This is a genomic window from Pseudomonas reinekei, assembly GCF_001945365.1.
GTDB classification, from domain to species: Bacteria; Pseudomonadota; Gammaproteobacteria; order Pseudomonadales; family Pseudomonadaceae; genus Aquipseudomonas; species Aquipseudomonas reinekei.
Window position 1 is genome coordinate 148,138 of record NZ_MSTQ01000009.1, and the last position, 11,584, is coordinate 159,721.

An 11,584-nucleotide genomic window follows, 5' to 3' on the forward strand; every position below is an offset into this window, starting at 1 on the left:
ACGGGCGGCCGTCACCTGCTGGAGGTGTTTGATGTCCCATTCTTCGGATTCACCGGCGCTGGTCGGCACCCGTTGGGTCGAGCTCGGCCTGACGGTCTTCACCGCCCTGCTCGGCGCGGTGGTGATGTACGGCAGTATCGAACAAGGCATCGGCTGGGGCGATGCCGGCCCTGAACCGGGTTACTTCCCCTTCTACATCGGCCTGATGTTGAGCGCCGCAAGCGTTGCCAACGGCGTGTTGACCGTGGTGCGCTGGCAAGCCCTGAGCGTGGCATTCGTCAGCCGCAGTGCGTTCAAACAAGTGATGTCGGTGTTCGTGCCCATTGCCCTGTTCGTCGGCGCAATGCCGTTCACCGGCATCTACGTCGCCTCGGCGTGCTTCATCGCGAGGTTCATGTGGCGTGACAAGGTCCGTGCAAAACCGTACGGCAAATTGATGATCGGCAGCGTCTCCCTCGGCGCGGTACTCGCCAGCTACCTGATCTTCGCGCTGTGGTTCAAGGTCCCGCTGGATGCCGGCCCGATGGGCGACTGGATTGCCCTGGCCGGGAGAAATTTCAAATGAGCGAATTCGATTCCCTGTTGCAAGGCATGAACCTGATCCTGACCCCGGGCCACATCGGCCTGATGGTGATCGGCGTGCTGCTGGGCATTCTGGTCGGCGTCCTGCCCGGCCTTGGCGCCCCCAACGGCGTGGCACTGTTGCTGCCACTGACGTTCACCATGTCACCGGTGTCGGCGATCATCCTGCTGTCGTGCATGTATTGGGGCGCGCTGTTTGGCGGCTCGATCACCTCGATCCTGTTCAACATACCCGGTGAGCCCTCATCGGTGGCGACGACGTTTGACGGCTACCCGATGGCCCGCGAAGGCCGCGCTGCCGAAGCGTTGACCGCGGCGTTCAGCTCGGCACTGATCGGTGCCTTGTGCGGGGTGTTGTTGCTGACATTCCTGTCGACAAAAATCGCCGCGTTCGCCATGTCATTCAGCTCGCCGGAGTTCTTTGCGGTGTACCTGTTGGCGTTCTGCACGTTCATTGGCATGAGCAAGAACCCGCCGTTGAAAACCGTGGTGGCGATGATGATCGGTTTCGCCATGGCGGCTGTCGGCATGGACACCGTGTCGGGCAACCTGCGCCTGACATTCGACCAGCCAATCCTGATGACCGGGATCAGTTTTGAAGTCGCGGTGATCGGCCTGTTCGGCATCGGCGAAATCCTCTGCACCGTAGAAGAAGGCTTGGTGTTCCGTGGCGAACACGCACGGATTACACCCATGGTGATTTTGCGCACCTGGGCAAAACTGCCGCGCTACTGGTGGACGATTGTGCGCAGCACCCTGGTCGGTTGCTGGATGGGTATCACGCCCGGTGGCCCGACGGCCGCATCGTTCATGAGCTACAGCCTGGCGCGGCGCTTTTCGAAAAACCGCGACAACTTCGGCAAAGGCGAAATCGAAGGCGTGATCGCCCCGGAAACCGCCGACCACGCCGCCGGCACCAGCGCGCTGCTGCCGATGCTGACCCTGGGCATTCCGGGATCCGCCACGGCGGCGGTGATGCTCGGTGGCCTGATGATCTGGGGCCTGCATCCTGGGCCGACGTTGTTCGTCGAGCAACACGATTTTGTCTGGGGCCTGATCGCCAGCATGTACCTGGGCAACGTGGTCAGTCTGATCGTGGTGTTGGCCACCGTGCCGCTGTTCGCTTCGATCCTGCGCATTCCGTTCTCGATCATCGCGCCCATCATCATCATGGTCTGCGCCATCGGCGCGTACTCGGTGCACAACTCGTTCTTCGACGTCGTGTTGATGCTGGGCTTCGGTGCGCTGGGTTATCTGTTCAAGAAGCTCGGCTACCCGATTGCGCCACTGGTGCTGGCGGCCGTTTTGGGAGACAAGGCTGAAGATGCGTTCCGTCAGTCGATGCTGTTCTCTGACGGCCACCTGAGCATTTTCTGGTCCAACCCACTGGTGGGCTGCCTGACCACGGCAGCGCTGCTGATGCTGTTCTGGCCGTTGATTTCCAAGGCGCTGGGCGCGCTGCTGGGCCTGCGCAAACCTCACGTCGCCAAACCAAAATCGGTGCTGTGACACGGCAATGCTGGCAAGGCCTGACATTTGTTGTCAGGCTTGCCGCAGTCTTTATTGCGAGTACGGCCCATGTCCCGAATTCCAGATGCCAATGTAATCCACAGTCGACTGCGTCTACGCCAACTGCGGCTGATGCTGGCGCTGGAGGAATTCGGTTCGTTGCGGCGCGCCGCTGACCACATCGGCATGACCCAGCCGGCGGCGACCAAGATGTTGCACGAGGCCGAGGATTTGCTCGGTGTCGAGCTCTTCGAACGCCTGCCCCGGGGCATGCGCTCCACGCCATTCGGTGAAACCGTCATCTACTACGCACGCATGGTGTTCGCCGAACTCAGCGGCATGCGCGAAGAACTGGTGGCGCTGCAATCAGGCAACCTTGGGCGGGTCGCGGTCGGTGCCATTCCGGCATTGGCTTCGGGGCTGTTGACCCGCACCATCGCCACGTTGAAACAGAGCCATCCACGCTTGTCCATGAGCATTCAGGTCGATACCAGCGACGTGCTGGTACAGGCACTGCTGCAGGATCAACTGGACATCGTGCTGGGGCGAATTCCGCCCGGTGCACGGGCTGAAGAACTGCTGTTCGACAGCCTCGGTGAAGAAGAACTGTGCGTAATCGCGGGTGCGAAAAATCCGCTGGCGCGAGAGAAAAACCTGGGTTGGGCAGAGTTGCAGAACATGACGTGGGTGCTGCAACAACAACCCAGCCCGATGCGCGCAATCATCAATCAGGTGTTCCACAACGCCCGGGTCGACATCCCCAGCAGTATCGTCGAAACCACGTCGATCATGACCCTGCTTTCTTTGATACAACAGACCGACATGCTGGGCGTCACGCCGGTGTCGGTGGTCGAGGATTATCCCGGTCGTGACCTGCTGGCAGTGTTGCCCATCAAGTTCGAAGCACGGTTGCCCCCCTACGGACTGATCACCCGCCGTCATCGCATTCAGTCCTCGGCGATGCAGGCGTTCATGAACTCGGTGCGGGCCGAGCATGCGCTGACCAAGTAAAACGGTTGTTCACGGATAACGCAAAACCTGTAGGAGCCGGCTTGTCAAACCAATGGAGAGCTTAAAAAACCGCGTCCAGAGAGCGGTTTTTCAAGCAGATCATCACCCGATCAACCAATACCCCAACAACGCCAGCACCACCACCGCCAGCACCGGTCGTAAAACCCGGTAAGCCTTGGGATGACCACGTTTCCACTGTTTGACGGCACCGCTGATTTTGTCGCTGGCGTTCTTGCTCCAGGCGTAAGCCTGATTGATGCCGCCCACACGTTCATCATCAAGGTTTTGCGGTGCGGTGGCGCGGCCCAGGAAAGCGCTGATCGAACGGTTGATGCGAGTCATCAAACGATTACTCAACGGCCGCTCGATATCGCAGAACAGGATGACCCGGGTCTTGTCGGTCTCGTTCTTGACCCAGTGCACATAGGTCTCGTCGAACATCACGTCTTCACCGTCACGCCAGGCGTATTCCTGGCCGTCGACGAAGATCCGGCAATTGTCGGAATTGGGGGTGGACAGGCCCAGGTGATAACGCAGGGAACCGGCGAAGGGGTCACGATGCGGGTTGAGGTGACTGCCGCCTGGCAGCAGTGCAAACATCGCGCCCTTGACGTTGGGAATGCTGTTGACCAGTTCCACGGTTTTCGGGCACAGCAGTTCTGCGGAAGGCAATGGTTTGTCGTACCACTTGAGATAGAAACGCTTCCAGCCTTTCTTGAAAAACGAGCCAAAACCGGCGTCGTTGTTTTTCTCGGCGGCGCGGATGTAGCCCTCGTCGAACAGGTGCATCGCTTCATCGCGAATGACTTGCCAATTGTGCTTGAGCACGTCCAGTTCAGGAAACCTGTCGCGGTCCAGATAAGGTTTGGAAGGCACGCCGGAGAACAGGTACATCAAGGCGTTATAAGGGGCAAACAGTGCCGAGTGGTTGACGAACTGGCGCAGAACCGGCAAACGCGCCTTGCCACGCAAGTGGACATAGAGGGTACTGCCCAGAAACAGCAGCAACAACGACGCCTTCGCGGCAAAAGAAAAGGTCATCAACAACTCCTTGGCAATAAACACGTTGCACAACGCCCTTTACCCGACGTTGCAACCGGCATGATAAACATTACCCTCCAAGGGAAAAACCGCCCGAGCCAACAATCAGTGTTAACGAAAGCGCAACAAAGCACTTATTAGCACGAAGGGCCTGAACGCCGGCTGACGTCAATCAGCCTTGATGGAGAAGGCTTAGCCCTTCCTCCTCCATCAACCGGACAATGCCGTTTACTGCTGGTTCTCCTGCTCGGTAAACAGATCGCTGAACAGCATGCTCGACAAATAGCGCTCGCCGGAGTCCGGCAGGATCACCACAATGGTTTTACCCTGCATTTCCGGGGTCTCGGCCAACCGAACCGCCACCGCCATCGCCGCGCCGCACGAGATACCGCACAAAATGCCTTCTTCCTGCATCAATCGCAGGGCCATGGCCTTGGATTCTTCGTCGCTGACCAGCTCCACGCGATCGACAATCGACAAGTCGAGGTTCTTCGGCACAAAACCGGCACCGATACCCTGGATCTTGTGCGGGCTCGGCTTGATCTCCTGACCGGCCAGCGCTTGGGTGATCACCGGTGATACGACGGGCTCGACCGCCACCGAGAGAATCGGTTTGCCCTGGGTATTCTTGATATACCGCGATACACCGGTAATGGTTCCACCGGTTCCGACACCTGCCACCAGAACATCCACCGCGCCATCGGTGTCGTTCCAGATTTCCGGGCCGGTGGTTTTTTCGTGAATGGCCGGGTTTGCCGGGTTATCGAACTGCGCCGGCATGAAGTAGGTGGAAGGATCGCTCGCAACGATTTCCGCAGCCTTTTCAATGGCGCCCTTCATGCCCTTGGCCGGCTCGGTCAGCACCAGTTCCGCCCCCAGTGCCTTGAGCACCTTGCGGCGCTCGATGCTCATGGAAGAAGGCATGGTCAACATCAGTTTGTAGCCCCGCGCCGCGGCAACAAAAGCCAGGCCGATGCCGGTATTGCCGGAAGTCGGTTCAACAATGGTCATGCCCGGCTTGAGTTTGCCGGTGCTTTCGGCATCCCAGATCATATTGGCGCCGATGCGGCACTTGACCGAATAGCCCGGGTTTCGCCCTTCGATCTTGGCCAGGATGGTCACACCACGGGGAGCGATACGGTTGATCTGCACCAGCGGCGTATTGCCGATGGAGTGGGCGTTGTCAGCGAAAATACGGCTCATGGCTGGGTCCTTAAAGACAGCATTGAAATAGGCCATCAAGGTAAGCCTCTTGCCGGGAGGCGTCCAGTCAGGTCGAACGTCCGCAGTTCAGCGCAGTCAATGGCTTTAGATCGCCAGAGATTTGCCACTATGAAACGTCGATACAGTTGGCCACTGTGGACCCTCGCCGGTCTCGTTGTGCTAGTCATTACCCTGCACTTTGCCCTGCCCTATCTGGTGCGCGACTACCTGAACGACAGATTGGCGGACATGGGCGATTACCGTGGCCAGATAACCGATGTAGACCTGGCCCTGTGGCGCGGTGCCTACAAAATCAACGGGCTGAAAATCGTCAAGGTCGATGGCAAGGTCCCGGTACCGTTCGTCAACGCGCCGTTGATCGACCTTGCCGTCAGCTGGCACTCGCTCTGGTACGACCATGCCGTAGTTGCCGAAGTCCAGTTCATCAAGCCCGAAGTGAACTTCGTCGACGGCGGCGCCAATAAACAGAACTCCCAGACCGGTCAGGGTACCGACTGGCGGGCGCAACTGGGCAAACTGCTGCCGTTCACCTTGAACGAGGTGCGAATCAGCGATGGCAAAATCACCTTTCGAAATTTCAACTCAAAGCCGCCGGTGAACATGAATGCCACAAATGTCGACGCCAGCATTTTCAACCTGACCAACGTGGTGGACACCGAAGGCAAACGCGATGCCCGCTTCGAAGGCAAGGCGCTGCTGCTGGGGCATGCGCCGCTGGAAACCACCGCAACGTTTGACCCACTGAGCAATTTCGAAGACTTTGAGTTCCGTTTGCGCGCCAGGGACATCGAGCTCAAACGCATGAACGACTTCGCCTCGGCCTACGGAAAATTCGATTTCAACGCGGGCCATGGCGATGTAGTCATCGAGGCCCAGGCAAAAAAGGCCAGACTGACCGGCTATATCAAGCCGCTGCTGAAAGACGTCGACGTGTTCAATTGGCAGCAGGACGTGGAAAACAAGGACAAGGGTCTGTTCCGCTCCATTTGGGAGGCCATCGTCGGCGGTTCTGAAACCGTGCTGAAAAATCAGGGCAAAAACCAGTTCGCCACTCGGGTTGAACTCAGTGGCAGCGTACACCAGCAAAATATCAACGCATTCGAAGCGTTTTTGCAGATTTTACGCAATGGTTTCATCCAGGCATTCAATGCACGGTATGAGCGGCCGAAGCCGGATGCTGGTTAACGTCTACGCATGACGGTGTACCGCCCGGTCTCTTCGGCTGCCCTTGGCGATTTCGCTTGCAGTTGCAGGAAGTCCCAGCCGAGACAGGCCAGAGCCAATGAGCGTGGCACAGGTTCCCGACCGCTGCTGTAGCGAGTGATGCTGCGGGTGCTGACGCCCAATGCCTCGGCGGCCTGGTGCAGCGGCAAGCCGGTGCGAGCGCGCCAATCGATGAAGATCCGGGTATTTTCGTCGGATGCGTTTTGCGCGAGTGCATCCAGATACAAGGTATCGGCGCCGATCTGGATGTCCAGCTCAGGCCATTCAACGCACCAGCCGTCATCCCCGAGCTCGGCCTGCTCGAACCTAGCTCAATACCGGCCACACGTCGAGACTGAGTCAAGATGTGACGCCCCATTCAGAGACTGAATAAGTCGTCTGCGTTCACAGTCGACCGGGCAGCGCGTTATAGTCGGGGCTGACTCTTTTATTGCGCCCCGCCCTGCCTCGTTCAGGTCGGAGTTACCGTTCGAGGATTAGCAGATGAAGTTCGAAGGCACCCAGGCCTACGTCGCCACCGATGACCTGAAGCTCGCGGTCAACGCCGCCATCACCCTGGAGCGGCCGTTGCTGGTCAAGGGCGAACCGGGCACCGGCAAGACCATGCTCGCCGAGCAACTGGCCGAATCCTTTGGCGCCAAGCTGATCACCTGGCACATCAAGTCCACCACCAAGGCCCATCAGGGCCTGTACGAGTACGACGCGGTCAGCCGCCTGCGCGACTCGCAGCTGGGCAACGAAAAAGTCCACGACGTGCGCAACTACCTGAAAAAGGGCAAGCTCTGGGAAGCTTTCGAGTCCGAAGAGCGGGTGATCCTGCTGATCGACGAAATCGACAAGGCCGACATCGAGTTCCCTAACGACCTGCTGCAAGAACTCGACAAGATGGAGTTCTACGTTTACGAGATCGACGAGACCATCAAGGCCAAGAAGCGCCCGATCATCATCATTACCTCCAACAACGAGAAAGAGCTGCCGGACGCCTTTCTGCGTCGCTGCTTCTTCCACTACATCGCCTTCCCGGACCGCACCACCCTGCAAAAAATCGTTGACGTGCACTACCCGGACATCAAGAAAGACCTGGTCAGCGAAGCGCTGGACGTGTTCTTCGACGTGCGCAAAGTGCCGGGCCTGAAGAAAAAGCCTTCGACCTCCGAGCTGGTGGACTGGCTGAAGCTGTTGATGGCCGACAACATCGGCGAAGCCGTGCTGCGTGAACGCGATCCGACCAAAGCCATCCCGCCACTGGCCGGTGCGCTGGTGAAAAACGAACAGGACGTGCAACTGCTTGAACGCCTGGCGTTCATGAGTCGTCGCGGCAGCCGCTAAGCACTACTAACAGGCGTCAACCCATGTTGCTCAACCTCTTCAATGAAATGCGCGCAGCCAAGGTGCCGGTCTCGGTGCGAGAGTTGCTGGACCTGATCAACGCGCTGAAACAGCGCGTGACCTTCGCCGACATGGATGAGTTTTACTACTTGTCCCGGGCGATTCTGGTGAAGGACGAAAAGCATTTCGACAAGTTCGACCGGGCCTTCGGTGCCTACTTCAATGGCCTGGAAAAACTCGACGATCACTTGCAGGCCTTGATTCCCGAAGACTGGCTGCGCAAGGAATTCGAGCGCTCCCTGACCGATGAAGAACGCGCGGCGATCCAGTCCCTCGGTGGTCTGGACAAGCTGATCGAAGAGTTCAAGAAGCGCCTGGAAGAGCAGAAGGAACGCCACGCCGGCGGCAATAAGTGGATCGGCACCGGTGGTACCAGCCCGTTCGGTTCCGGTGGTTTCAACCCGGAAGGCATTCGGGTCGGCGACGCCGGCAAGCGCCAGGGCAAGGCGGCCAAGGTCTGGGATCAGCGTGAATACAAGAACCTCGATGACTCGGTCGAGCTGGGTACGCGCAACATCAAGGTTGCCCTGCGGCGCTTGCGCAAATTCGCCCGTCAGGGTGCGGCGGAAGAACTGGACATCGATGGCACCATCGACCACACCGCCAAGGACGCGGGGCTGCTGAACATCCAGATGCGACCGGAGCGGCGCAACACCGTCAAGTTGCTGCTGCTGTTCGACATCGGCGGTTCGATGGACGCGCACGTGAAGATCTGCGAAGAGCTGTTCTCGGCCTGCAAGACCGAGTTCAAGCATCTGGAGTACTTCTACTTCCACAACTTCATTTATGAATCGGTGTGGAAAAACAACATGCGCCGCACGTCCGAGCGCACTTCGACCCAGGACCTGCTGCACAAGTACGGTGCCGACTACAAAGTGATCTTCATCGGCGATGCCGCGATGGCACCGTATGAAATCACCCAGGCGGGCGGCAGTGTCGAGCACTGGAACGAAGAAGCCGGTTATGTGTGGATGCAGCGGTTCAAGGAGAAGTACAAGAAGCTCATCTGGATCAACCCGTATCCGAAGGACACCTGGGGCTATACCTCGTCGACCAATATTGTGCGGGACTTGATTGACGACCAGATGTATCCGCTGACCCTTCGCGGGTTGGAGGAAGGGATGCGGTTTTTGTCTAAATAACACACTGAACCTGTGGCGAGGGAGCTTGCTCCCTCGCCACAGTTAAAAGCGCTGTAGATATTCGACCTGTTCACGATACGCCACGTCCTGCACCACCGGCCGCAACCGCACCTGCGCCCCTGGCAAACACTGCGCCAATCGCGCCAACGCCAACGGCGTCAACGCGCCCAACCGTGGATAACCACCAATGGTCTGCCGGTCATTGAGCAACACAATCGGCTGCCCATCCGGCGGCACCTGAACAGCCCCCAACGGAATGCCTTCGGAGATCATCGGCTTGCCCTGATACTGTAACGCCGTGCCCAACAGACGAATGCCCATGCGGTCGGCGCGACTGTCGAGGCTCCACGTGCTGTTGAACGCATCGAACAGGCTCTGCCCGCTGAACTCACCGATTTGCGCACCGAGAACCAAATCCAGCGGCGCATTGAGGTTCAGGTCCGGCCGCTGGTCTGCGGTCAGCTCCCGCAGCAACATCACCGAGTTGCCCGAATAGCCCAAATTCGCGCCTTGGCTCAGCGCCCGGCCCATGCCATCGAGCCCACCCAACGCTTCACGGACTACCGTTGCGGCGCTGCCCAACACTTTCGGCGCATCGAAGCCACCCGGTGCCGCCAGATAGGCACGCGCACCGAGCAACGGTTGGGTGAGTTGCAAACGCTGGCCTTTGTGCAATCGGAAACTGCGCCAGGGCGCCAACGCCTCACCGTCCACCTGCGCGCCGAGATCCGCGCCGGCCAATGCCAGTACGCAATCTTGTTCAGCCACCACCGTGAAACCACCGAGGGTGATTTCGATCACGGCGGCATCCAGATTATTACCCAGCAACCAATTGGCCCACGACATCGACCGCCAATCAGTCGCGCCGCCCTGGGTCACGCCCAGATGCCGCACGCCAAAACGTCCGGCGTCCTGCAACAGGCACAGCGGCGTACTCGCCTCAATCGTCAAACGGCTCATGCCTGGGCCTCCAGTGGCGTGTCATCACCGCCCAGATTGATGAACTCGGCATGACCGACCGCTTCGAAGCGCACGGTGTCGCCCGGTTGCATCAGGCTGTAGCCGTCACGGTTGCGGTCGAACAATTTGGCCGGCGTACGGCCGATCAGGTTCCAGCCCCCCGGCGATACCACCGGATAGGCCGCGGTTTGTCGCTCGGCGATGCCGACACTGCCGGCGGCGACTTTCTTGCGCGGGGTGTTCAAGCGTGGCGCGGCCAGCACTTCTTCTACCAGCCCCATGAACGCGAAGCCCGGCGCAAAGCCCAGGGCGAACACCTGATATTCACGCTCGCTGTGGCGACGGATGACCTCCTCCACCGCCAGTCCGCTGCGTTGCGCCAGCAGGCTCAACTCGGGGCCGACGCTCAAGTCGTACCACACCGGCAGCACGTGGCAGGTGCCGCGTGCCCGCGCATTGGGCGACAGATCAATCAACGCGTGGGCGATCAACTCGCGGGCCTGGGCCGGACTCAATGCGGTCAAATCGTAATGCACCATCAACGTCGTGTAGGACGGCACCAGATCGATCAGGTGCCCGGCAAACGCAGCCCGCAGACTTTCGCTGGCCGCGAGCATCCACGGCATGTTGGCTTCGGCGATTTCATCGAACAGGCGCACCATCAGACAATCCAGCGCGACCACTTCCACCCGCAGCTTCATGACGCGCTCTGCTGGTTCAGGGCTTGGCGGATGCGTTGTACGGCGGCCACCGAACTGGCGTTGTCGCCGTGCACACAGAGGGTATTGGCCTGTAAATGCAAGGCACTGCCGTCGCTGGCGGTGAGGGGGTCGCCACGGGCAATGGTCAGCGCCTGCTCGATGATTTTTTCCGGATCGTGATGCACCGCCCCCGGCAGTTGCCGCGAAACCAGCATGCCGGCGCTGTCATAGGCACGGTCGGCGAAGGCTTCGAACCACAGGGTCACGCCATACTCATCACCCAGCTGCTGCGCGGCGCTGTTGTCCCTGGTCGCCATCAACATCAGTGGCAGGTCGCGGTCATAGGACGCCACCGCTTGCAGTACGGCGCGCAATTGCGCCGGTTTGGCCATCATGTCGTTGTACATCGCGCCGTGGGGTTTGACGTAGCTCACCCGACCGCCCTGAGCCCGGCAGATGCCGTCGAGCGCGCCGATCTGGTAATGCAAAATGTCCTGCAGTTCCTGGGGCGCGTAGGCCATGGAACGCCGCCCGAACCCCACGAGGTCCTGATACGCCGGATGGGCGCCGATTTGTACGCCATGGCTGAGCGCGAGGCTGACGGTCTTGCGCATGATGCTCGGATCGCCGGCGTGAAAGCCGCAGGCGATGTTGGCGCAATCGATGAAAGGCATGACCTCGGCGTCCAGACCCATGGTCCAGGTGCCGAAGCTCTCGCCGATGTCGCAGTTCAATAGCAGGCGGTTCACGGTGAACACTCCTGTAGGCTTTATTCTTTTCGGCTGTGGGACATATCCGTAT

11 protein-coding genes and 1 pseudogene are annotated in these 11,584 nt (G+C 59.5%); 6 read left to right on the forward strand and 6 right to left on the reverse strand.

All coding sequences use genetic code 11. The features are described 5' to 3' along the window. Positions 1–31: 31 nt before the first annotated feature. From BVK86_RS16650 to BVK86_RS16660, 3 genes are all read left to right on the forward strand, one after another. A complete protein-coding gene (locus tag BVK86_RS16650) occupies positions 32–565 on the forward strand; it encodes a tripartite tricarboxylate transporter TctB family protein (protein ID WP_075947457.1) in 534 nt (177 codons plus the stop codon). Next, entirely contained in the window at positions 562–2,091 is a 1,530-nt protein-coding gene (locus BVK86_RS16655; RefSeq protein WP_075947458.1) for a tripartite tricarboxylate transporter permease, read from the forward strand. Before BVK86_RS16650 ends, BVK86_RS16655 begins: the two co-directional genes overlap by 4 nt. Positions 2,092–2,160: 69 nt before the next feature. Further along, positions 2,161–3,102 carry a LysR family transcriptional regulator gene (locus BVK86_RS16660; protein WP_075947459.1) on the forward strand — a complete coding sequence of 314 codons (942 nt, stop codon included), beginning with the start codon at positions 2,161–2,163 and terminating at the stop codon, positions 3,100–3,102. Positions 3,103–3,204: 102 nt separating this feature from the next. Here the strand turns inward: BVK86_RS16660 and BVK86_RS16665 are convergent, their stop codons facing one another. Then, positions 3,205–4,143 carry an aspartyl/asparaginyl beta-hydroxylase domain-containing protein gene (locus tag BVK86_RS16665; RefSeq protein WP_075947460.1) on the reverse strand — a complete coding sequence of 313 codons (939 nt, stop codon included), beginning with the start codon at positions 4,141–4,143 and terminating at the stop codon, positions 3,205–3,207. Positions 4,144–4,371: 228 nt separating this feature from the next. Beyond that, the gene (gene cysK, locus BVK86_RS16670) at positions 4,372–5,346 is read right to left on the reverse strand and encodes a cysteine synthase A (RefSeq protein ID WP_075947559.1); all 975 of its coding nucleotides are present in this window, start codon (positions 5,344–5,346) and stop codon (positions 4,372–4,374) included. 99 nt (positions 5,347–5,445) lie between these two features. Here cysK and BVK86_RS16675 point away from each other — a divergent pair, with 99 nt between their 5' ends. Further along, positions 5,446–6,552, forward strand: coding sequence for a DUF748 domain-containing protein (locus BVK86_RS16675; protein WP_456239074.1), 1,107 nt, complete (start codon positions 5,446–5,448; stop codon positions 6,550–6,552). On the opposite strand, the pseudogene BVK86_RS16680 reads toward BVK86_RS16675, so the two are convergent. Then, positions 6,549–6,896: pseudogene (locus BVK86_RS16680) on the reverse strand (helix-turn-helix domain-containing protein); the annotation flags it as partial. The gene BVK86_RS16675 and the pseudogene BVK86_RS16680 sit on opposite strands and share 4 nt — an antisense overlap. A 178-nt stretch (positions 6,897–7,074) precedes the next feature. On the opposite strand from BVK86_RS16680, the gene BVK86_RS16685 reads away from it, so the two are divergent. Further along, positions 7,075–7,920 carry an AAA family ATPase gene (locus BVK86_RS16685; RefSeq protein ID WP_025110627.1) on the forward strand — a complete coding sequence of 282 codons (846 nt, stop codon included), beginning with the start codon at positions 7,075–7,077 and terminating at the stop codon, positions 7,918–7,920. A 23-nt stretch (positions 7,921–7,943) separates the two neighbouring features. Next, entirely contained in the window at positions 7,944–9,122 is a 1,179-nt protein-coding gene (locus BVK86_RS16690) for a vWA domain-containing protein (protein WP_075947462.1), read from the forward strand. Between the two features lie 42 nt (positions 9,123–9,164). Here BVK86_RS16690 and BVK86_RS16695 read toward each other — a convergent pair whose 3' ends face one another. The 3 genes from BVK86_RS16695 to BVK86_RS16705 are packed head-to-tail and all read right to left on the reverse strand — an operon-like array spanning position 9,165 to position 11,532. After that, complete coding sequence (locus BVK86_RS16695; RefSeq protein WP_075947463.1) at positions 9,165–10,082, reverse strand: 5-oxoprolinase subunit C family protein; 918 nt, start codon at positions 10,080–10,082, stop codon at positions 9,165–9,167. Continuing rightward, complete coding sequence (pxpB, locus tag BVK86_RS16700) at positions 10,079–10,783, reverse strand: 5-oxoprolinase subunit PxpB (protein WP_075947464.1); 705 nt, start codon at positions 10,781–10,783, stop codon at positions 10,079–10,081. The genes BVK86_RS16695 and pxpB overlap by 4 nt, the downstream gene beginning before the upstream one ends. Then, entirely contained in the window at positions 10,780–11,532 is a 753-nt protein-coding gene (locus BVK86_RS16705; RefSeq protein ID WP_075947465.1) for a 5-oxoprolinase subunit PxpA, read from the reverse strand. The genes pxpB and BVK86_RS16705 overlap by 4 nt, the downstream gene beginning before the upstream one ends. Positions 11,533–11,584 lie beyond the last annotated feature (52 nt).